The 22,053-nt window shown below is 65.4% G+C and carries 17 protein-coding genes; 7 read left to right on the top strand and 10 right to left on the bottom strand.

What is annotated here, in order from left to right; genetic code table 11:
• Positions 1-15 precede the first annotated feature (15 nt).
• Positions 16-231, top strand: a complete 216-nt coding sequence (locus tag WCE05_RS22670; RefSeq protein ID WP_225786960.1) for a ribosome modulation factor — start codon at positions 16-18, stop codon at positions 229-231.
• Positions 232-329: 98 nt separating this feature from the next.
• Here the strand turns inward: WCE05_RS22670 and WCE05_RS22665 are convergent, their stop codons facing one another.
• Complete coding sequence (locus WCE05_RS22665) at positions 330-1,355, bottom strand: quinone-dependent dihydroorotate dehydrogenase (RefSeq protein WP_225786961.1); 1,026 nt, start codon at positions 1,353-1,355, stop codon at positions 330-332.
• 129 nt (positions 1,356-1,484) lie between these two features.
• Here WCE05_RS22665 and WCE05_RS22660 point away from each other — a divergent pair, with 129 nt between their 5' ends.
• From WCE05_RS22660 to cobA, 5 genes are all read left to right on the top strand, one after another.
• Positions 1,485-2,699: a CmpA/NrtA family ABC transporter substrate-binding protein gene (locus tag WCE05_RS22660; protein WP_368816600.1), complete on the top strand. Its 1,215-nt coding sequence runs from the start codon at positions 1,485-1,487 to the stop codon at positions 2,697-2,699.
• Positions 2,700-2,710: 11 nt separating this feature from the next.
• Positions 2,711-3,286 (top strand): ANTAR domain-containing response regulator, encoded by a 576-nt coding sequence (locus WCE05_RS22655; RefSeq protein WP_225786963.1) that lies wholly within the window; start codon positions 2,711-2,713, stop codon positions 3,284-3,286.
• A gap of 372 nt (positions 3,287-3,658) precedes the next feature.
• On the top strand, positions 3,659-4,870 hold the full coding sequence (locus tag WCE05_RS22650; RefSeq protein WP_253080509.1) for a NarK/NasA family nitrate transporter: 1,212 nt from the start codon (positions 3,659-3,661) through the stop codon (positions 4,868-4,870).
• Positions 4,871-4,879: 9 nt separating this feature from the next.
• Entirely contained in the window at positions 4,880-6,541 is a 1,662-nt protein-coding gene (locus WCE05_RS22645) for a bifunctional protein-serine/threonine kinase/phosphatase (protein WP_253090884.1), read from the top strand.
• 28 nt (positions 6,542-6,569) lie between these two features.
• The gene (gene cobA / locus WCE05_RS22640) at positions 6,570-7,316 is read left to right on the top strand and encodes a uroporphyrinogen-III C-methyltransferase (protein WP_253167555.1); all 747 of its coding nucleotides are present in this window, start codon (positions 6,570-6,572) and stop codon (positions 7,314-7,316) included.
• Positions 7,317-7,392: 76 nt separating this feature from the next.
• Here cobA and WCE05_RS22635 read toward each other — a convergent pair whose 3' ends face one another.
• The 8 genes from WCE05_RS22635 to ppsA all read right to left on the bottom strand — a co-directional run bounded on the left by WCE05_RS22635 (position 7,393) and on the right by ppsA (position 15,751).
• The gene (locus WCE05_RS22635; RefSeq protein WP_253090882.1) at positions 7,393-8,427 is read right to left on the bottom strand and encodes an OmpA family protein; all 1,035 of its coding nucleotides are present in this window, start codon (positions 8,425-8,427) and stop codon (positions 7,393-7,395) included.
• 110 nt (positions 8,428-8,537) lie between these two features.
• Positions 8,538-9,128, bottom strand: coding sequence for an RNA polymerase sigma factor SigX (gene sigX / locus WCE05_RS22630; RefSeq protein WP_225786968.1), 591 nt, complete (start codon positions 9,126-9,128; stop codon positions 8,538-8,540).
• A gap of 90 nt (positions 9,129-9,218) precedes the next feature.
• On the bottom strand, positions 9,219-10,043 hold the full coding sequence (locus WCE05_RS22625; RefSeq protein WP_225786969.1) for a mechanosensitive ion channel domain-containing protein: 825 nt from the start codon (positions 10,041-10,043) through the stop codon (positions 9,219-9,221).
• Positions 10,044-10,045: 2 nt separating this feature from the next.
• A complete protein-coding gene (locus WCE05_RS22620; RefSeq protein ID WP_225786970.1) occupies positions 10,046-10,297 on the bottom strand; it encodes a CrfX protein in 252 nt (83 codons plus the stop codon).
• 181 nt (positions 10,298-10,478) lie between these two features.
• The gene (locus WCE05_RS22615; protein ID WP_253080513.1) at positions 10,479-11,474 is read right to left on the bottom strand and encodes a zinc transporter ZntB; all 996 of its coding nucleotides are present in this window, start codon (positions 11,472-11,474) and stop codon (positions 10,479-10,481) included.
• A 27-nt stretch (positions 11,475-11,501) separates the two neighbouring features.
• On the bottom strand, positions 11,502-11,993 hold the full coding sequence (rraA, locus tag WCE05_RS22610) for a ribonuclease E activity regulator RraA (RefSeq protein WP_225786972.1): 492 nt from the start codon (positions 11,991-11,993) through the stop codon (positions 11,502-11,504).
• A gap of 292 nt (positions 11,994-12,285) precedes the next feature.
• Complete coding sequence (locus tag WCE05_RS22605; RefSeq protein WP_253167556.1) at positions 12,286-13,311, bottom strand: alpha/beta fold hydrolase; 1,026 nt, start codon at positions 13,309-13,311, stop codon at positions 12,286-12,288.
• Between the two features lie 64 nt (positions 13,312-13,375).
• Positions 13,376-15,751 carry a phosphoenolpyruvate synthase gene (ppsA, locus tag WCE05_RS22600; protein ID WP_225786974.1) on the bottom strand — a complete coding sequence of 792 codons (2,376 nt, stop codon included), beginning with the start codon at positions 15,749-15,751 and terminating at the stop codon, positions 13,376-13,378.
• Between the two features lie 179 nt (positions 15,752-15,930).
• Here ppsA and WCE05_RS22595 point away from each other — a divergent pair, with 179 nt between their 5' ends.
• Positions 15,931-16,749: a pyruvate, water dikinase regulatory protein gene (locus WCE05_RS22595; RefSeq protein ID WP_225786975.1), complete on the top strand. Its 819-nt coding sequence runs from the start codon at positions 15,931-15,933 to the stop codon at positions 16,747-16,749.
• 93 nt (positions 16,750-16,842) lie between these two features.
• Here the strand turns inward: WCE05_RS22595 and WCE05_RS22590 are convergent, their stop codons facing one another.
• Positions 16,843-21,711: an NAD-glutamate dehydrogenase gene (locus tag WCE05_RS22590; RefSeq protein ID WP_253080992.1), complete on the bottom strand. Its 4,869-nt coding sequence runs from the start codon at positions 21,709-21,711 to the stop codon at positions 16,843-16,845.
• Positions 21,712-22,053 lie beyond the last annotated feature (342 nt).

Genomic DNA, 22,053 nt, shown 5'->3' with positions numbered 1-22,053 from the left:
TGAGGGCAACACCCTATGAGAAGACTTAAGCGTGATCCGTTGGAAAGAGCATATTCACGTGGCTACCAGTATGGGGTCACCGGCAAATCCCGCGAGCTTTGCCCCTTCAACCTGCCATCCGTTCGCCAAGCCTGGATCAATGGCTGGCGTGAAGGACGGGGCGACAACTGGGACGGTCTGACCGGCACCGCTGGTATCCAGAGACTCAACGAAAATCACGCCGTTGGCTGAGCGAGGACACTGAATTCGAGTCACCATGCACGCCCTATCCGGGCGGCGGGCTGAGGCCCAGGGGCCCCTTCGAGGGGCCCTTTTTTATGCCCGCCGCTTTACTGGCGCGGCATCGCCGCAATGGCATCGACCGCTTCGCGGATCAATGCCGGCCCCTTGTAGATGAACCCCGAGTAGATCTGCACCAGGCTGGCGCCTGCGGCGATCTTCTGCGCCGCATGCCGGCCTTCGGTGATCCCTCCAGCGGCGATGATCGGCAGCTTGCCGCCCAGCTCGCCCGACAGCACCTTGACCGTATGGGTACTCTTCTCCAGCACCGGCGCACCGGACAGGCCACCCGCCTCGTCGCCGAACGGCAGGCCCTCGACACCCTCGCGGCCCAGGGTGGTGTTGGTGGCGATCACCGCATCCATGCCCGACTCCAGCAAGGCCGAGGCGACCAAGGCGGTTTCCTCGTCGGTCATGTCCGGGGCGATCTTGATCGCCAGCGGCACACGCTTGCCGTGCTCGAGCGCCAGTTGCTCGCGCCGCGCCGCCAGGGCATCGAGCAGTTGCTTGAGCGAATCGCCGAACTGCAGGGTGCGCAGGCCCGGCGTGTTGGGCGAGCTGACATTGACGGTGATGTAGCTGGCCGCGCCGTAGACCTTCTCCAGGCAGATCAGGTAGTCATCCACCGCACGCTCGACCGGGGTATCGAAGTTCTTGCCGATGTTGATGCCCAGCACACCGTCGTAGCGTGCGGCCCGTACCCGTGCCAGGAGGTGGTCGACGCCCAGGTTGTTGAAGCCCATGCGGTTGATGATCGCCGTCGCTTCCGGCAGGCGGAACAGCCGCGGCCGAGGGTTGCCCGGCTGTGCGCGCGGCGTCACGGTACCGATCTCGACGAAACCGAACCCCAGCTGGGCGAAACCGTCGATGGCCGCGCCGTTCTTGTCCAGGCCCGCGGCCAGGCCCACCGGGTTGGCGAAGTTCAAGCCCATGACCGTCACCGGCAAAGCCGCCGGCTGCTTGCACAGCAGGCCATTGAGGCCGAGGCGGCCACCGGCGCCGATCAGGTCCAGGGACAGGTCGTGGGAGGTTTCCGGGGAAAGCTTGAACAGCAGCTGGCGGGCCAGGGTATACATGGGCGGGCAAGACTCGCGGTGAGTGAGGGGATGGATTATAGCCAGCACGTCGCCCGGGCGACAGGGCCCTGGCACATGGGTTGCTTCGTCAGGCACAACGACAGCCTATCGAGCAACGGCGAGAACTCCGTGAATACACACTTTCCAAGCATGCCCCTGGCCTGGGTCAACGGCAGCGACGCGCCGGAAAAGACCAGCCTGGACATCGGCTTCATGGCCCTGACCGATTGCGCATCGGTGGTGGTGGCCGCCACCCAGGGCTTCGCCCAGTTCCACGGCCTGACCCTCAACCTCAAGCGCCAGGGGTCCTGGGCCGGCCTGCGCGACAAGCTGGTCAGCGGCGAACTCGACGCCGCCCACTGCCTGTACGGCCTGGTCTATGCCGTGCACCTGGGCATCGGCGGCGTACCGGCCCGCGACATGGCCGTGCTCATGGGCCTGAACCAGAACGCCCAGGCCATCAACCTGTCCCCGGCCCTGCAACGCCGGGGCGTGACCAGCCCTGAAGCACTGGCGCGCCTGGTGCACCAGCATGGCGCGCGCCTGACCTTCGCCCAGACCTTCCCCACCGGCACCCATGCCATGTGGCTGTACTACTGGCTGGCCAGCCAGAGCATCCACCCGCTGCGCGACGTGCACAGCGTGGTGGTGCCGCCGGCGCAGATGGCCGCGCATGTCCAGGCCGGGCGCATCGATGGGTTCTGCGTCGGCGAGCCGTGGTCCGCCGACGCCGTGGCCAAGGGCCAGGGCTTCACCCTGGCCACCAGCCAGTCGATCTGGCCGGACCATCCGGAAAAGGTGCTCGGTTGCGCCCGCGCCTTCGTCGAGCAGTACCCCAACAGCGCCCGCGCCCTGGTCAAGGCCATCCTCGCCGCCAGCCGCTTCATCGAACAAAGCCAGGAAAACCGCCGAGGCACTGCCCAACTGCTCAGCGGCAAGGCATACCTGGACACCTCGCTGTCGAGCATCGAGGCGCGGCTGCTCGGCGACTACCAGGACGGCCTGGGCAACCAGTGGCACGACCGCCACGCCCTGCGGCTGTTCGACCAGGGCCGCGCCAACCTGCCCTACCTGTCCGACGGCATGTGGTTCATGACCCAGTTCCGCCGCTGGGGCCTGCTGCACGACGACCCCGACTACCTCGGCGTGGCCCGCCAGGTCCAGCAACTGGCGCTGTACCGTGAGGCGGCCACGGCGCTCGGCGTGCCGTGCGACGACTCGCCCATGCGCAGCAGCCTGCTGCTCGATGGCATCCACTGGGACGGCAGCGATCCCCACGGCTATGCCCGTGGTTTCCGCCTGCATGCCCTGGACGAGGCGCACGACGTGCGCGCCGGTCTGTGAGGGGGACGAACATGCTGCGCATCCTGCTGATCGACGACACGGAAAAGAAAGTCGGCCGCCTCAAGGCCGCGCTGATCGAAGCCGGCTTCGAGGTGATCGAAGCCACGGGCCTGACCATCGACCTGCCCACCTGCGTCGAAACGGTGCATCCGGACGTGGTGTTGATCGATACCGAGTCACCGGGCCGGGACGTGATGGAACAGGTGGTGCTGGTCAGCCGCGACCGCCCCCGGCCCATCGTGCTCTTTACCGACGAACATGACCCAGGGGTGATGCGCCAGGCCATCCAGGCCGGCGTCAGTGCCTACATCGTCGAAGGCATCCAGGCGGTGCGCCTGCAGCCGATCCTCGACGTGGCCATGGCCCGCTTCGAGAGCGACCAGGCGCTCAAGGCCCAACTGCTGGCCCGCGACCAGCAACTGGCGGAGCGCAAGCGCATCGAGCAGGCCAAGGGGTTGTTGATGAAGATGAAGGACTGCAACGAGGAACAGGCCTACACCTTGATGCGGCGCCAGGCCATGAGCCGCCAGCAGAAGCTGATCCAGGTGGCCGAGCAGATCATCGCCATGCATGAAATGCTCGGCTGAAGCCAGGGCCCCGAGGATGTGAGCCCAGCCTCGAGCCCCCCGGGGCCGCTTCGTGGGCAAGCGCCCACAGAGAGGGCGAGTCGATCACAAATGATGCGGTTTGCAGGGGCGTGTGGGAGCGGGCTTGCCCGCGATGGGGCGCGAAGCGGCCCTAGGATCACCCGTTGCCAGCATTCACAGACTCGCCCTCAACCCAACACAAGTTGGCCCGGCTCTTGCTGAACGATACCCACAGGTAGCCAACGGCGGTTGCCCCACTCCCGACAAAGACGTCGCTCCCCCTCCACCTCGGTGGACAGGGAAGCGGCGTCTTTTTCGTTCCGCCCTGCGCAGGCAGGGCATGACTACCGCTGCAACCGCGCGAGGTGTTCGATGAGTACGAGCTTCTGGAAATCCGGGCATGTGCCCACCCTGTTTGCCGCGTTCCTGTACTTCGACCTGAGCTTCATGGTCTGGTACCTGCTCGGCCCTCTGGCGGTGCAGATCGCCGCCGACCTGCAACTGAGCGCCCAGCAACGGGGCCTGATGGTCGCCACACCGATCCTCGCGGGCGCGATACTGCGTTTCGCCATGGGCCTGCTGGTCGATCGCCTGTCGCCGAAGACCGCCGGCCTGATCGGCCAGGTGGTGGTCATCGTCGCCCTGGCCTGTGCCTGGCAACTGGGCGTGAACACCTATGAACAGGCCCTGCTGCTGGGCGTGTTCCTCGGTTTCGCCGGTGCCTCGTTCGCCGTGTCGCTGCCCTTGGCCTCCCAGTGGTATCCACCGCAGCACCAGGGCAAGGCCATGGGCATCGCCGGGGCCGGCAACTCCGGCACGGTGTTCGCCGCCCTGCTGGCGCCCGCCCTGGCCGCAGGCTTTGGCTGGAACAATGTGTTCGGCTTCGCCCTCGTGCCGTTGCTGCTGACCCTGGCGCTGTTCGCCCTGCTCGCCCGCAACGCGCCACAGCGCCCCAAGCCCAAGGCCATGGCCGACTACCTCAAGGCCCTCGGCGATCGCGACAGCTGGTGGTTCATGTTCTTCTACAGCGTCACCTTCGGCGGCTTCATCGGCCTGGCCAGCGCCCTGCCCGGCTACTTCAGCGACCAGTACGGCCTGAGCCCGGTCACCGCCGGCTACTACACCGCCGCCTGCGTGTTCGCCGGCAGCCTGATGCGCCCGCTGGGCGGCGCCCTGGCCGATCGCTTCGGCGGTATCCGCACCCTGCTGGCCATGTACAGCGTGGCTGCAGTGTGCATCGCAGCGGTGGGTTTCAACCTGCCCAGTGCCACTGCCGCCCTGGCCCTGTTCGTCAGCGCCATGCTCGGTCTGGGCGCCGGTAACGGCGCAGTCTTCCAGCTGGTGCCGCAGCGCTTTCGCCAAGAGATCGGGGTGATGACCGGACTGATCGGCATGGCCGGCGGTATCGGCGGCTTCCTCCTGGCCGCCGGCCTCGGCGCCATCAAGCAGCATACCGGTGACTACCAGCTGGGCTTGTGGTTGTTCGCCAGCCTGGGCCTGCTGGCCTGGTTCGGCCTGTACGGTGTCAAGCAGCGCTGGCGCACCACCTGGGGCTCGGCGGCCGTCACCACGGCCCGCATCTGAACGCCGCCCATGGACTTGCGACTGAACTTCGCCCAGGCCAGCGCCACCGGGCCGCGCGTGGAAAACCAGGACGCCCTGCGCCTGGTCACGCCGGCAGCGGAGCTGGCCGCCAGCAAGGGCTACCTCTTCGCCCTCGCCGACGGCGTCAGCCAGTGCGCCGACGGCGGCCTGGCGGCACGGGCCAGCTTGCAGGCGCTGGCCCTGGACTACTACGCCACCCCGGCGACCTGGAGCGTGGCCCAGGCCCTCGATCGCCTGCTGCTGGCACAGAATCGCTGGCTGCGCGCCCAGGGCAACGGCCAGCCCCTGCTGACCACCCTCACCGCCCTGGTGTTGCGCGGGCGCCGCTTCACCCTGGCGCACGTCGGCGATTGCCGCGCCTACCGCTGGCACGACGACCAGTTGCAATGCCTGAGCGAAGACCATGTCTGGGACCAGCCCGGCATGCAGCATGTGCTCAAGCGTGCACTGGGCCTGGACCAGCACCTGCTGGTCGATTACCTGGAGGGCGAGCTGCGCCACGGCGAATGTTTCCTGCTGCTGAGCGATGGGGTGTGGGCAAGCCTGGGGGACCAGCGCATCCGTTCGCTGCTGCGCGAGCAGAGCGACCTGCAGGAGGCCGCCGACACCCTGGTCGCCACGGCCCACCGCTGTGGCAGCCAGGACAACGCCAGCGCCCTGCTGGTGCGGGTCGAACAGCTCGGCCCGACGAACCTCGGCGACACCCTGGCGCAGTTGCAGCAATGGCCGATCCCGGCCGCGCTGCGCCCAGGTCAGTCGCTCGATGGCTGGCACATCGAGGCCTTGCTGTCGCGCAGCCAGCAATCGGTGCTCTACCGCGCCCGTGACAGGCAGGGGCAAGCCTGGCTGCTCAAGACCCTGCCCGCCCACCAGGAAGGTGCCGCCCAGCGCCTGCTGCTGGAAGAGTGGTTCCTGCGCCGGGTCAGCGGCCGACACTTCCCCGAGGTGCATGCCGCCAGCCAGCGCCAGCACCTGTACTACCTGATGCGCGAGTATCCCGGCCAGACGCTGGCCGCCCTGCTGGCCGAGCACGGGCCGCTGTCGTTGGCGCGCTGGCTCGAAGTGGCGCGCCAGTTGCTGCAGGCCGTGGGCATCCTGCACCGGCGCAACCTGCTGCACCGGGACATCAAGCCAGACAACCTGCACCTTGGCGACGACGGCCAGTTGCGCCTGCTGGACTTCGGCCTGGCCTACTGCCCGGGCCTGTCCGAGGATACGCCGCACCTATTGCCCGGCACGCCGTCGTTCATCGCCCCGGAAGCCTTCGAAGGCCAGCCTCCCAGCCCGCGCCAGGACCTCTACGCAGCCGGCGTGACCCTGTACCACCTGCTGACCGGCCACTACCCCTATGGCGAGATCGAAGCCTTCCAGCGCCCGCGCTTCAGCCACCCGGTGAACCCAGCGCGCTATCGCCCCGATGTGCCGGAGTGGCTGCAGCACAACCTGCAGCAGGCGGTGGCCGCAGACCCCGGCCAACGCTTCGAAACCGCCGAACAATGGCTGCTGCTGCTCGAGCGCGGCGACCGCCAGGACTTGCCCGGGCGCCCTCGCCCCCTGCTGGAACGCGAACCACTGAAGACCTGGAGAACCCTGGCGCTGCTTTCCCTGCTGCTGAACCTGATCGTGCTGTTCGCCCTGTTCAAGGGCTGAACGGTGCCTGCCCATGAGGAAAATACGAATGAATGCGAAAGTCTGGCTGGTCGGTGCCGGCCCTGGAGACCCCGAGCTGCTGACCCTCAAGGCCGTGCGTGCGCTGCGACAGGCGCAGGTGGTGCTGGTCGATGACTTGGTCAACCCCGCCATGCTGGAGCACTGCCCAGGCGCCCGGGTCATTGCCGTGGGCAAGCGCGGCGGCTGCCGCTCCACGCCCCAGGCGTTCATCCAGCGCCTGATGCTGCGCCACGCCCGCCAGGGCCGCTGCGTGGTTCGACTCAAGGGCGGCGACCCGTGCATCTTCGGCCGCGGCGGCGAAGAAGCGCTGTGGCTGCAGGCGCGGGGCATCGAGGTGGAGGTGGTGAACGGCATCACCGCAGGGCTGGCCGGCGCGACGCAGTGCGGGATCCCCCTGACCCTGCGCGGCGTCAGCCGGGGCGTGACGCTGGTGACAGCGCATACCCAGGATGACAGCGAAGTGAACTGGCAGGCCCTGGCCGAGGGCGGCACGACGCTGGTGGTGTACATGGGGGTGGCGCGGCTGGAGCATATCCGTCGCGGCCTGCTGGAAGGTGGTATGGCGGCGCACACACCGGTGGCGATGATCGAGAACGCCTCGTTGCCCCAACAGCGGGCGTGCCGCAGCCGGTTGGGTGGGATGACGGACGACGCCCTGGCGTTCGGCCTGCGCAGCCCGGCGATCCTGGTCATTGGCGAGGTCGTGGGCGAATCGGCAGCGCTAGCGGGCGAGTTACGGGCATTGGTGGGTTAGCGAAGCGGCCCCAATAAAACCCCCACCAAAGAAAAACCCGGCCGAAGCCGGGTTTTTCCGTGAAGCATCAAACCAATTACTTGGCCTGGGCTTCGACCTGAGCTTCAACGCGACGGTTGATGGCACGGCCTTCCGAGGTGGCGTTGTCGGCGACCGGACGGGTCTCACCGTAGCCAACCGAATCAACACGGGAGGACTCGATGCCGTACTGCTCGGTCAGGACCTGCTTGACCGCATCGGCACGACGCTCGGACAGTTTCTGGTTGTAAGCGTCAGGACCAACGGAGTCGGTGTGACCTTCAACAGTGGTGGTGGTCTGCGGGTACTGCTTCATGAAGTCAGCCAGGTTCTGGATGTCACCGTAGCTGTTCGGCTTGACCACCGACTTGTCGAAGTCGAACTTGACGTCCAGCTCGACACGTACGACTTCGGCGACTGCTGGGCAGCCGTCGGCGTCAACGGTGACGTTGGCCGGAGTGTCAGGGCACTTGTCGACGTTGTCGCAGACGCCGTCGTTGTCGCTGTCGGCGCAGACTTCGGCAACCGGAGCAGGCGCGACTTCAGCTTGCTTCGGGCTACCGCCGAAGTTCAGGCCGATACCGACGCTCGGTGCCCACTCGGTGTCACCCTGGTCGATGTTGTACTGGGCTTCTACGCCAGCACGGGCGTAGAACATGTCGGTGATGTACCACTTGGCACCGGCGCCGACGTTGGCGAAGGTGGAGTGGTCACGACCGCTGCGACCGGTCTGGCGGATGCTCTGGTGCGAGAAACCAGCCGAAACGTACGGACGGATGGCGTCGTACGGGTTGTTGAAGTGGTAAACGGCGTCCAGGGCGGTGTTGGAGCCCAGGATGTTCTTGCCGTCGTCGCCACGCGCGTTGTGAACTTCGTCGTAGCCCAGGCGCAGTTCGACGTCGTCGGTCAGGAAGTAACCGATCGAACCACCGAACAGGTTACCGTCGTTCTTGAAGTTGCGCTGGCTGTCGAAGAATTCCTTCTTGTAGAAGATCTCGGTTTCGACGGCGCCTTGACCTTGTGCCAGAGCGCCAATCGAAGTGGCGGCTACAAGCGAACCAATGGCCAAGCCCAAGGTGTTTTTCAATTTCATCCGTTAAATCCCCATCTGGTGATAGTTAAGCAGTCCCGACAAACTCCGGGGGACAACTCGTCGGCAAGTCTAGCAGAACTCGCCGGTTGGTTAGAGGTATTTACCAGCCACTAAGTTTCAGTCAACCCGGCAAATTTCTCTCTAAGCTTGTCGAGCGCCCGTTTGTAGCGCATTTTCGTGGCGCTCAGGCCCATGTGCATGATGTCAGCGATCTCCTGGAACTCCAGCTCTGCGACAAATCGTAGCACCAGGATTTCGCGGTCGATCGGGTTGACATGGACCAGCCATTTATCCAGCCCGCCTTTCTCTTCGGCCTTCGGAGCCTTCTCTTCGGACGCCTCTTCGACAGGGTCCAGACTCAGGGCATCCATCAGCCGTCGCTTGCGACGCTCCTTGCGGTACTGGGTAATGCATTCGTTGTAGGTAATGCTGTAGAGCCAGGTCTTGAACTTGGACTTGCCCTCGAAGTTCTTCAGACCGTACAGCACCTTCAGCATCACTTCCTGACAGACATCGTCCGCATCCCGGTCGTTCCCCAGGTAACGCGCACAGACGTTGAACAGGGTCCGCTGGTAGCGCCGCATGAGTTCCTCATAGGCGCGGGTAACGTGATACAGCTCCTCATGCGAACGCGCCACCAACTCCTCGTCGGTGAGCTCGCGGGGGTCATAGCGCATGGGCAGCGAGTGAACTTTATTCAAAACGGATCTGGCCGACAGTCAGGTCAATGTCGCCGCTCGGCCCCCTTGGGCCGTTTTTCGCGGCGGCATACATTAACAGCTTTTGTGCGGTTAGCGGCTATTGACTCGTTGTTCGAGCAATGCTCGATTGGACAGCGACACCAATTCGCCATCATCGGTCAACAGTGTCGTCTTGACCGTACCGATCTCCTCGATCTGCCCTTCGACCTCGCCAATCTGCACCTGTTGGCCCACTTGGTAGAGTTCGCGAACGTAGATGCCGGCCAGGATCTGCCCGGCGATTTCCCGGCTGCCCAGGCCCATCGCCAGTGCAACGGCCAGACCAACGGTAATCAGGCCGATGACGATCACGTGGTTGAGCAGGTCGGTCTTGACCTCCAGCTGGCTGATGGCCACCGAGATGCTGATGATGATCACCAGCCCCTGGACAATACGCCCGACGCCCGCGGCATATTCCAGGCCGATGCCCTCGGCGGCGCCGCGCACCAACCCGTTGACCACCTGCGCCAGGAGCACGCCGGCGAGCAGCACCAGGGCCGCGCCGAACACCTTGGGCAGGTACAGGGCGAGCATGTCGAGGGTCGCCGAGACCCGCTCCAGCCCCAGGGATTCGGCGGCGGACACCAGGAAGATCAGCAGCACGAACCAGTAGACGATCTTGCCGATCAGGGTCGAGATCGGCACCTGGATGCCGACCCGGCCAAGCATCTTGGTCAGCCCGGTACCGCTCATCAGGCGATCCAGGCCAAACTTGGCCAGCAGTTTGGACAACAGCGTATCGAGCAGCTTGGCCACCACGAAGCCGAGCAGCACCACGACCAGGGCACCGAACAGGTTGGGGATGAAGTTCGCCACCTTGGTCCAAAGGGCGGTCATGGCGGTGACCAGGCTCTGGGTCCAGAGATCGAGTTCCATATTCAATCGGCCTTATCAGCTTTTCTGCCAGCGGCAGGGTTGCGGCGCACCGGCGCGACATGCGCCGAGCCATTGTTCACGGCGATCAGCAGCGCCTGGCTCCAGCGGCCCAGCAGACTGAACAGATCGCCCGCGCCGACCTGGCGGTTGGCGGTTTTCAGGACGCGACCCAGGCAGGCGGCGTCGTCGCGGTCATGGCCGGACGGCGATGCCTTGAGCAGGTCACGCAGGGATTCTTCAAACGGATCGTGCATGGGCACCTCGCGCAGTATCTGTCAGAGACGAGGGCGCCGGGCAATGGGTCACACTGGGATGTGGGTCGCATGTTTCAAGACCAGCGCAGGACGACCTTTTCGCGGGCAAGCCCTTGAGAGCGGCGCGGTGGCTGTGGGAACGGGCTTGCCCGCGAAAAGACCGCCCCAGCACACTCCTCATCTATACCCACCGCAAGCGTCGGAACAGCCACCACTGCCCCGCCGCCAGCCCCAGCACCACCAGGCAGGCGAAGAGGAAGCCAAAGGGGCTGTCCGCCCCCGGAATACCGCCGACATTGATGCCCAGCAGCCCGGTGACGAAGCTCATGGGCAGGAAGATGCAGGTGATGATGCCGAAGCGGTACATGGTCCGGTTCATCCGTTCGCTACGCCGCCGGTCCTCGGTCTCCAGCACCAGGGCAGCCCGCTCGCGGGTCAGTTCCAGCTCCTCCAGGTAGCGGATCAGGCTGTTGTTGAGCTCGTTCCAGTAATCGGCGTCGGCATCGGCGAACCAGCTCCACTTGTTGCGCGCCAACTGGGCATAGATGTCGCGCTGCGGGGCGAGGAAACGGCGCAGGCCGGCGGCCCGACGGCGGATCTGTTGCAGGCTGCCCTGGGCAGGGCTATACCGTTCGTCGGATTCCACCTTCTCTTCCTCGAGATCGACCACCTCCGACAGGTCGCTGACCAGGGCCTGGACCTTTTCGGTGAGCAGCTCGCCCATCAGCAGCAACAGCTCGGAGGCCGACTTGGGCCCCCGACCTTCCTCCAACTGCTGGAGGATCTCGTCGCTGGCGCGCAGCGGCCGCAGGCGCAGGGACACGACCCGCTGCGCCTGGGCGAAGATACGCACCGAGACCATGTCCTCGGGCTCGGCCCCCGGGTTGAGGTTGACCCCGCGCAGGAACAGCAGCATCTGCTCGCCAGCCAGCGCCAGCAGGCGCGGCCGGGTGTTTTCCTCCAGCAACAGGTCGCAGGCGAACTCACTCAGGCCGCTGTCGCGCAGCAGCCAGCTGCGGGTCTGCGGATGGCTGCGGTCCCAGTGCAGCCAAAGGCTTTCCTGCGGCTGCAGGTCAAGAGCGTCCAGTTCGGTCCGGGCAATCGTGCGTGCGCCGCCTTTACCATCGAGCACCAGGGCATGCACCAGCCCCCACTGCGCGTTGTCTTCCTCGAACATTCAAGCTCCATCAGCGCCCGCGGCGCGTCACTCCGGCATCTGCAGCGGGCTTGGTGAGACGATCACACCGTTGTTGTCGGCATACACGTATTCCCCCGGGCGGAAGGTCACCCCGGCGAAGGTCACCGGCACGTTGAGGTCGCCGATACCGCGCTTGTCGGTCTTCATCGGGTGGCTGGCCAGGGCCTGGACGCCGACGTCGGTCTGCACCAGCACGTCCACGTCACGCACGCAGCCATAGATCACCAGCCCTTCCCAGCCGTTCTTCGCCGCCTTCTCGGCGAGCATGTCGCCCAGCAGCGCCCGGCGCAGCGAGCCACCGCCGTCGACCACCAGGACCTTGCCCTTGCCATCGAGCTCGACCTGCTCCTTGACCAGCGAGTTGTCCTCGAAGCACTTGATGGTGACGATCTGGCCACCGAAGGAATCGCGACCGCCGAAATTGCTGAACATCGGCTCCAGCACCTGGATCAGGTCGGGGTAGGCGTCGCACAGGTCGGGCGTTACGTAATGCTGCATGGGAAACTCCTGTCAGTCACAACGAAAGGGCGGATCTTGCGGGTTGCTGCCAAGGCTACACCTTGGGTGGTGTCGCAGTCACCCAGGACCGAGCAGTCATGTTTGCGGCGCCTGTACTGGCCCATTCGCGGGCAAGCCCGCTCCCACAGGGACCGCTGCTGAACTTCCGGATTGCGCTGTCCCTGTGAGAGATCACCCAGCGCTGTCGCGCAGAGAACAGAGAGCGAAAGGGCAACGAGAACCCTGTGGGAGCGGGCTTGCCCGCGAATGGGCCAGTACAGGCGCGTAAAACTCAACTGGCAGGCACAGCCTCCGTCACCCCCACCGCCCCGTGCAACGGCGCCAGCGGGTCACGCAGCCAGCGCTCCACCAACGGCCACACCTGCGCCTGGGCCGCCTTGCTGACCAGCATGTCGACATGCCCGAAGGCATCGAAGCCCTCCTCGCGCCCCAGACGCAGGAACTGCTTGTGCCCACCGCCCAGTTGCTCGAACAGCTTGCGACAGGCCCACACCGGATCCTGGTAATCCGCCGCCCCCGCCACGGCCAGCACCGGCACCTCGACCTGCGCCAGCCCTGCCCACCAGTCGTCCTGCTTGTCGCCGAAACGCCCGAACAGGCCATGCCAGCGCAGGCTCTCCAGGGCCAAGCCTATCGGTTCGTCCTCTGGGCCACGCTTGAGCCGTGAGCCGGACAACTGGCCGAAGCGCTTGAGCAGCAGGCGAGCGCTCCAGGCCACCGGCGGTACTTTCAACGGCCAGTAGACCCGACTGACCTGGGTGCCGAAGAACGCCGCGCTGGCCACGCTGCCGGCCTGCAGGTAACCCCCGCCGAGCGCGGCGGCCAGGATGGTGCCGCCAAGGGAGTGACCGATCCAGTGCGCGACCTGCCCGCTCTGCTCCTGGACGAACGCGGCGATCACCGGCAGGTCGAAGCGGGCGTAGTCGGCGACCCGGTTGTAGCGCCAGGCGCGGTTGCGCGGCGACAGGCCGTGCCCCCGCATCTCCGGGATCCACACATCGAAGCCGGCGCGTGCCAGGTAGGCCCCCAGGCCAATCCCCTTGGGCGAGTACCAGAACCGCCGGTTGGAAAAACTGCCATGCAGGAGGATCACCGGCACGCCCTGGGCGCGGGGCTGGTCGGCCAGGCCCAGGCGGGTCATGGCCAGCTCGACGCTGGGGTCGGGGCTGTTGCCGGCCTTGATCCGGTACACGTCTTCGCTGAGGTCGCCACGGCGCTCGGCACTGAGCAGGGCCACGGGGAACAAGGTACTGCTGCTTTGCATAGGTCGATTGCACAAAAAAAGGGCGGGATCCATTGCTGGAACTCGCCCTGGATGAAACCAGGCGGGAGCGCCATGGGGCGCTCCCGCGTTCACTGCCTCATGCCGCGCCCTGGTCCTCGGCCAGGAAGAACCAGGTCTCGAGCACCGAGTCCGGGTTCAGCGACACGCTCTCGATACCCTGCTCCATCAGCCACTTGGCAAGATCCGGGTGGTCCGACGGGCCCTGGCCGCAGATGCCGATGTACTTGCCGGCCTTGTTGCACGCCTGGATGGCGTTGGCCAGCAGCTTCTTCACGGCCGGGTTACGCTCGTCGAACAGGTGCGCGATGATCCCTGAGTCGCGGTCCAGGCCCAGGGTCAGCTGGGTCAGGTCGTTGGAACCGATGGAGAAGCCGTCGAAGTATTCGAGGAACTCGTCGGCCAGCAGCGCGTTGGACGGCAGCTCGCACATCATGATCACGCGCAGGCCGTTGACGCCACGGCCCAGGCCGTTCTCGGCGAGCAGGTCGACCACCTGGCTGGCCTCGCCCAGGGTGCGCACGAACGGCACCATGATCTCGACGTTGGTCAGACCCATCTCGTCGCGCACGCGCTTGAGGGCGCGGCACTCGAGCTCGAAGCAGTCACGGAACGACTCGCTAATGTAGCGCGAGGCGCCACGGAAGCCCAGCATCGGGTTCTCTTCTTCCGGCTCGTACAGCTTGCCGCCGATCAGGTTGGCGTATTCGTTGGACTTGAAGTCCGACAGGCGCACGATGACCTTTTTCGGGTAGAAGGCCGCAGCCAGGGTGCTGATGCCCTCGACCAGCTTCTCGACGTAGAAACCGACCGGGTCGTTGTAGCCGGCGATGCGCTTGTCGACGCTTTCTTTCAGGTCCGCCGGCAGGCCGGCATAGTTCAGCAGTGCCTTGGGGTGCACGCCGATCATGCGGTTGATGATGAATTCCAGGCGCGCCAGGCCGACACCGGCGTTGGGCAACTGGGCGAAGTCGAAAGCGCGATCCGGGTTGCCGACGTTCATCATGATCTTGAACGGCAGCTCCGGCATGGCATCGACCGAGTTCTGCTTGACGTCGAAGCCCAGCTCGCCTTCGAAGATGAAGCCGGTGTCGCCTTCGGCGCAGGACACGGTCACGCCCTGGCCGTCCTTGAGCACCTGGGTGGCGTTGCCGCAACCGACCACGGCCGGGATACCCAGTTCACGGGCGATGATCGCCGCGTGGCAGGTACGCCCGCCACGGTTGGTGACGATGGCGCTGGCGCGCTTCATGACCGGTTCCCAGTCCGGGTCGGTCATGTCGGAGACCAGCACGTCGCCCGGCTGCACCTTGTCCATTTCCGATACGTCGTTGATCACACGGACCTTGCCGGCGCCGATGCGCTGGCCGATGGCACGGCCCTCGACCAGGACGGTGCCCTTTTCCTTGAGCAGGTAGCGCTCCATGACATTGGCGCTGGCGCGGCTCTTCACGGTCTCCGGGCGCGCCTGGACGATGTACAGCTTGCCGTCGTCACCGTCCTTGGCCCATTCGATGTCCATCGGGCGCTGGTAGTGCTGCTCGATGATCATCGCCTGCTTGGCCAGTTCGCTGACTTCGGCATCGCTCAGGCAGAAGCGCGCGCGGTCGGCACGGTCGACTTCGACGGTCTTGACCGAGCGGCCGGCCTTGGCTTCGTCGCCGTAGACCATCTTGATGGCCTTGCTGCCCAGGTTACGGCGCAGGATGGCCGGACGGCCGGCCTGCAGGGTGCTCTTGTGCACGTAGAACTCGTCGGGGTTGACCGCGCCTTGTACCACGGTCTCGCCCAGGCCGTAGGCGCCGGTGATGAACACCACGTCACGGAAGCCCGACTCGGTGTCGAGGGTGAACATCACGCCGGCGGTACCGGTTTCCGAACGGACCATGCGTTGCACGCCGGCGGACAGGGCGACCAGCTTGTGGTCGAAGCCCTGGTGCACGCGGTAGGCGATGGCGCGGTCGTTGAACAGGGAGGCGAAGACCTCCTTGGCGGCGCGGATGACGTTGTCGACGCCACGGATGTTCAGGAAGGTTTCCTGCTGGCCGGCGAAGGACGCGTCCGGCAGGTCCTCGGCGGTGGCCGAGGAGCGCACGGCGACGGCGAGATTGGGGTTGCCCTTGCTCAACTCGGCGAAGGCGCTGCGGATCTCGGCGTCCAGGCGCGGGGGGAATTCGGCGTCCATGACCCACTGGCGGATCTGCGCGCCAGTCTTGGCCAGGGCGTTGACGTCGTCGACGTCCAGCGCATCGAGCGCGGCGTGGATGCGGTCGTTCAGGCCGCTCTGTTCGAGAAAATCGCGGTACGCCTGAGCCGTAGTGGCAAAGCCGCCCGGCACCGAGACGCCGGCACCTGCGAGGTTACTGATCATCTCGCCCAGGGATGCGTTCTTGCCCCCCACATGCTCTACATCATGGACGCCGAGCTTATCGAGGGAAACTACGTACTCTACCAAGGTGATCTCTCCACTAACTGTATTGGAAAAGCTCAAGGGCGCCCGCCTGCCTGCTCAGACTTGGCCGGACGCTTGTGGCCTGGACCTGGAAAATAAGTGAGAATGCCGAACAACCGTGTTCGGCAAACCGAACGTATCATACTCCAGAAAACTTCGGCAGCTTAAGGCCCAGGGTGCAAATGAAACGATCCGCGTTCTTCATCTCCGACGGTACCGGCATCACTGCAGAAACGCTGGGGCAAAGCCTGCTCGCACAATTCGATAGCATTCCTTTCAATAAATTCACCCGCCCGTACATCGACACCCCGGACAAGGCGCGGGCCATGGTCGAGCAGATCAATGCCGCGGCCGAGCGCGACGGGATGCGGCCGATCATCTTCGACACCATCGTCAACCAGGACATCCGCGAGATCCTGGCCACCTCCAACGGCTTCATGATCGACATCTTTTCGACGTTTTTGTCCCCGCTGGAGCAGGAATTGACCGCCCATTCGTCGTATAGCGTGGGCAAGTCCCACTCGATCGGCGGCAATTCCAACTACATGGAGCGTATCGAGGCGGTCAACTTCGCCCTGGACAACGACGACGGCGCGCGTACCCGCTACTACGACAAGGCCGACCTGATCCTGGTGGGCGTGTCGCGTTGCGGCAAGACCCCCACCTGTCTATACATGGCCATGCAGTTCGGCATCCGCGCCGCCAACTACCCGCTGACCGAGGACGACATGGAGCGCCTGCAGTTGCCGACGGTGCTGAAGAAGTACCAGGACAAGCTGTTCGGCCTGACCATCGACCCCGACCGCCTCACCGCCATCCGCCACGAGCGCAAGCCCAACAGCCGCTACTCCAGCTTCGCCCAGTGCGAGTTCGAGGTACGCGAGGTGGAAAACCTGTTCCGCCGGGAGAACATCCCCAACATCAACTCCACGCACTTCTCGGTCGAAGAGATCGCGGCGAAGATCCTGGTAGAGAAAGGCGTGGAGCGGCGGTTCAAGTAAGCGGCAAGAAAAAGCAGCGGTGCCGGGGCCCGCACCGTCTCAAGCCAGAAAGCTGCAAGCAAGACCAACGCGGTCTGCTTGCAGCTTGTCGCTTCAGTTGGCCGGCAGAACCGCCGCCTGCCCGCTCATGGCCAGGTCCACCAGCTCACGGTTGGCCACCGCGTACATGGCGTAGTCGGTGCCGGTGGCGTTGCGCAGGTCCTCGAGCATGGCACGCCAGCGCTCCACCATCACCCGGTGCTGCTCGATCCACAGGGCCACGCGGGCGTCCATGTCCTCCGGCGCATCGGCCATCTGCAGCACGGAAATGGTGATGGCGCGCTGCTGCAGGTCGATATCGTCGCGGTACGCCTCGCGGGCCAGGGCCTGCCAGTTGTTCTCCACCGACAGGTTGCTGATCTCCTGCAGGTACCAGGTCAGGTCCAGGGCACTGCCCACGGCGAAGAACGCCTTGGCCACCAGGGCCGGGTCGCGGCCGGTGACGTCCGAAGCCTCGATGATCGGCAGCAGGGTGTACAGGTGGGTGGTGCCGGCGACCATGCGCGCCAGCAGCTCCGGCACCCCAGCCTCGACGAAGCCCTGGTAGCGCTGCTGCCAGCGTTCGCGGGTCGGGCCCTCCAGCAGTTCGTCGAGCTTGAGCCCCAGTTGGGCGATCTTCGGCCCGAAATGGGCCACGTCGCGACCGGCATCCTGCTCGTTGCGACGGCTGCGCAGGAACCAGCGGGTGGCGCGGCGGCCCAGGCGCATCAGCTCGTCCATCAGGGTCAGCTGGATCTCGGCCGGTACCTGGTAGTCCAGGGCCTCGATCTGGCGGAACCAGTGCGGCAGGTGGAAGATGTCGCGCACGATCACATAAGCCCCGGCGACGTTGGCCGGGCTCATGCCGGTGGACTCCTTCAGGCGCTGGACGAAGGTGATGCCCATGTTGTTGACCAGGTCGTTGGCGATCTGGTTGCTGACGATCTCGCGCTTGAGGCGGTGGCGGCGCATGGCCTCGGCGAACTTGCTGACCAGCGACGGCGGGAAGGCGGTCTCCATGTCGCGGGTCAGGTAGTCGTCGTCCGGTACCAGCGACTTGAGCAACTGCTCCTTGAGGTCGATCTTGCTGTAGGAGATCAGCACCGACAGCTCGGCGCGGGTCAGGCTCTGGCCCACGGCCAGGCGCTCGGCCAGCAGCTCCTCCGACGGCAGGAACTCGATGGCCCGGTCGAGCTTGCCACGCCCCTCCAGGTCGGCCATCAGGCGCTTGTACTCGGCGATCCGCTCGCGGGCGCGACGGGCCGCCAGCGACAGGGCCTGGGTCTGCTTGTAGTTGTTGCCCAGCACCAGGCCGGCGACTTCGTCGGTCATGCTGCCCAGCAGTTGGTTGCGCTGCTTCTCGGTCATGTCGCCACCCTGCACCACTTCGTTGAGCAGGATCTTGATGTTGACCTCGTGGTCGGAGCAGTCCACCCCGCCGGCGTTGTCGATGAAGTCGGTGTTGGTGGCACCGCCGTTGAGGCCGAACTCGACCCGGCCAAGCTGGGTCATGCCCAGGTTGCCGCCCTCGCCCACCACCTTGCAGCGCAGCTCGTCGCCGTTGACCCGCAGGGCATCGTTGGCCTTGTCGCCGACATCGGCGTGGCTCTCGCTGCTGGCCTTGACGTAAGTGCCGATACCGCCGTTCCACAGCAGGTCGACCGGGGCCTTGAGCAGTGCGTGCAACAGTTCGGTCGGCGTCAGGCGGTCAGCCTCGATGGCGAAACGTTCCTTCATCTGCGGGCTGATGGCGATGCTCTTGGCACTGCGCGGGAAGATCCCGCCGCCTTCGGACATGATGCTGGTGTCGTAGTCGCTCCAGGCCGAGCGCGGCAACTCGAACAGGCGCTTGCGCTCGACGAAGCTGGTGGCCGGGTCCGGGTTCGGATCGATGAAGATGTGCAGATGGTTGAACGCCGCGACCAGCTTGAGCTTGTCGGACATCAGCAGGCCGTTGCCGAACACGTCGCCGGCCATGTCGCCGATACCGATCACGGTGATCGGGTCTTCCTGCACGTTGATGCCGCGCTCGCGGAAGTGGCGCTGCACGCCGACCCAGGCACCACGGGCGGTGATGCCCATCTTCTTGTGGTCGTAGCCGGCCGAGCCGCCCGAAGCGAAGGCATCGCCCAGCCAGAAGCCATAGTCGATGGCGATACCGTTGGCGATGTCGGAGAAGGTCGCGGTGCCCTTGTCCGCCGCCACCACCAGGTAGGGGTCGTCGTCATCGTGGCGGACCACATTGGCCGGCGGCACCACGCCGCCGTCCTTGAGGTTGTCGGTGATGTCCAGCAGGCCCGAGATGAAGATCCGGTAGCAGGCGATGCCTTCGGCCTGGATGTCGTCACGGCTGCCGCCCAGCGGCAGACGGCGCGGCAGGAAGCCGCCCTTGGCACCGACCGGGACGATCACCGAGTTCTTCACCTGCTGGGCCTTGACCAGGCCGAGCACCTCGGTGCGGAAGTCTTCCTCGCGGTCCGACCAACGCAACCCACCACGGGCAACGTTGCCAAAGCGCAGGTGCACGCCCTCGACCCGTGGCGAATAGACGAAGATCTCGAACTTCGGCACCGGCTTGGGCAGCTCGGGGATCAACTTCGGATTGAACTTGAAACTGAAGTACGGCTTGTTCTGGCCATTGGCGTCCGGCTGGTAGAAGTTGGTGCGCAGGGTGGCCTTGATCAGGTCCAGGTAGCGACGCAGGATGCGGTCCTCGTTGAGCACCTGGACCTCGTCCAGGGCGCTGAGGATGGCCTGTTCCAGGCGCTGCTGCTTGTCGTCCAGGTCATCCTGGGTGAGCTTGCGCGCCAGGTAGAAGCGGGTCTTGAACAACCGGGTCAGCTCGCGAGCGATGTCGGTGTGGTTGTTCAGGGTCGCGGCGATGTAGCCCAGGTCGAAGCCCAGGCGGATCTGCTTGAGGTAGCGGGCGTAGGCGCGCAGCAACGCCACGTCGCGCCATGGCAGGCCGGCGGTGAGCACCAGGCGGTTGAAGGCGTCGTTCTCGGCGTCGCCCTTGACGATGTGGATGAAGGCGTCCTGGAGGATGTCGTTGAGTTGCTGGATGTCCAGCTCCATGCCTTCGCTGTAGGTGAAGGCGAAGTCGTGGATCCAGAACTCACGGCCACTGGCGTGACGCAGGCGATAGGGGAACTCGCCGAGCACGCGCAGGCCGAGGTTCTCCAGGATCGGCAGCACGTCCGACAGGGCCAATGGCGTGTCGGCGTGGTACAGCTTGCAGTGCAACTGGCGCTCGCTGAGCTGGGTCAGCGGTTGGTAGAAGCTCATCGCCAGCGGCTTGCTCTCGGACAATGCCAGCACGTGCTGCATGTCGACCACCGCCGAATGGGCGGCGAAGCGCTCGCGGTAGCCGGCCGGGAAGCCCTTGGGGAAGTCGGCGAGGATGTTGGTGCCCTGGGCCTCGCCGAAGTTCTCGATGACCAGCGCCGAATAGTCGTCGTGCCACGAACGGCAAGCCTGGATCACCTCGTTCTCCAGCTGCTGCGGGTCGATGTCGATGCGGTTCTTCGGATCGACCCGCAGGATCAACTGCACCCGCGCCAGCACCGACTCGGAGAAGAACGTCCAGAACTCGCAGTCGCTGGCCTTCAGGCGCTCCATCAGCACCTGCTGGATCTTCTGCCGCACCTCGGTGGAGTAGATCTCCCGCGGTACATAGGCCAGGCAGTAGCAGAAGCGCCCGTACGGGTCCTTGCGCAGGAACACGCGGATCTTGTTGCGTTCCTGGATCTGCACGATGGCCATGACGGTGCTGAACAACTCGTCGATCGGCGTCTGGAACAGGTCGTCGCGCGGCAGCACCTCCAGCACCTGGGCCAGTTCCTTGCCCAGGTGGGCCTTGGGATCGAAGTGCGAGCGGCGCTCGATCTCGGCCACCTTGCCACGGATGTAGGGGATGGTGCGCACGCTCTCGCCGTACACCGAGGAGGTGTACAAGCCCATGAAACGGCACTCCTTGACCACCTTGCCGTCGTCGTCGATCTGCCGGATCGACACGTAGTCGGGGTAGGCCGGACGGTGCACGCGGCTGGGTTGCGAGGCCTTGGCGAACGACAGCAGGCGCGGCTCGCGCAGGTAGGCGACGGCGTAGTCCTCGATGCGCAGGTCATCGATGCCGAGCCCGGCGCGCAGCAGGCGGGTCAGGCCAAGGAACGAGCCCTCGTCGTAGACCAGGTGGCCACCATCGGCGTCCGACTCGACGGTGAATTCCTCGTAGCCGAGGAAGGTGAAATGGTTGTCCAGCAGCCACGCCAGGAAGCTCTGCACCTCGGCCTTGTCATGCTGCTCTGGGCCGAACCCGGTCTGCTCCACCAGCGCCAGCAGGTCGCGGACCTTGGCCTTCATCGGCTCGAAGTCGTCCACCGCCACCCGCACCTCGGCCAACACCTGGTCCAGCTCGCGGGTCAGGGTGTTGAGCTCGGCGGCGTTGGCGCAGCGGTCGATCTCCAGGTACATCAGCGACTCGTGGCTGATGCCCTCGCCCTGGGTGCCCTTGGGCAGCAGCTCGAGCAGCTCGCCCTTGGCCCCACGCCGCGCGCTCAGCACCGTGGTCTGCAGGGTGTGGATGCTGTAGCCGCGACGGTTGAGCTCGGTGCGCACCGAATCGACCAGGAACGGCAGGTCGTGGTGCAGCACCTCGACCACGGTGTGGGTCGACTGCCAGCCGTGGCGTTCGTAGTCGGGGTTGTAGACCCGCACCTGTGGCTGCGCAGGGTCGAAGCGTTCGATGATGCGCCAGGCAGAGAGGGTGCAGCCGGCCAGGTCGGACAGCCTGCGCTGGGTGAGTTCGTCCAGAGAGATGATGCCGAAGAACTGTTCGGCGAACAGGGCCACTTGTGGCAGTGCCTGTTCGCTGATGTGCTGCGCCAGGGCCGCTTGCAGTTGATGCTGGAAGTCGGCTTTGCTGGCTGCGGTGAAGAACGCCATCTGTGGTACTCCGCTTGGGCTTTGTTATGTGTGAAGCGTCGCGTGCGTCCGCCGTGTACGGATCAACGATAGCCAACCCGTGGCGACAGGACGATGAAAACCAGGCGTTTGGACGTGACCGGCACGCCCATCCGTTCCATGGATGGGCACCTGCAAAGACGACTGCCGCCTCGGGCCGTGGCTTTACGGGTGACCATCGACTGGGCAGCTTAACGACTGAGCGGTCATCACGGCTTGCAGCGCTGCGACAATTTCGGTCAAGGGCCGGTAACTTTCCGTTTATGGATGTTCGCGGGGCTGTCAGAATGGCCTTTCGTCCCCCGACCCCGCCCCATGCAACGG

The sequence above is a fragment of the Pseudomonas sp. I2 genome, assembly GCF_040984075.1.
In the GTDB taxonomy this organism is placed as follows: domain Bacteria; phylum Pseudomonadota; class Gammaproteobacteria; order Pseudomonadales; family Pseudomonadaceae; genus Aquipseudomonas; species Aquipseudomonas guariconensis_B.
This window is presented reverse-complemented; position numbering and strand designations above follow the sequence as displayed.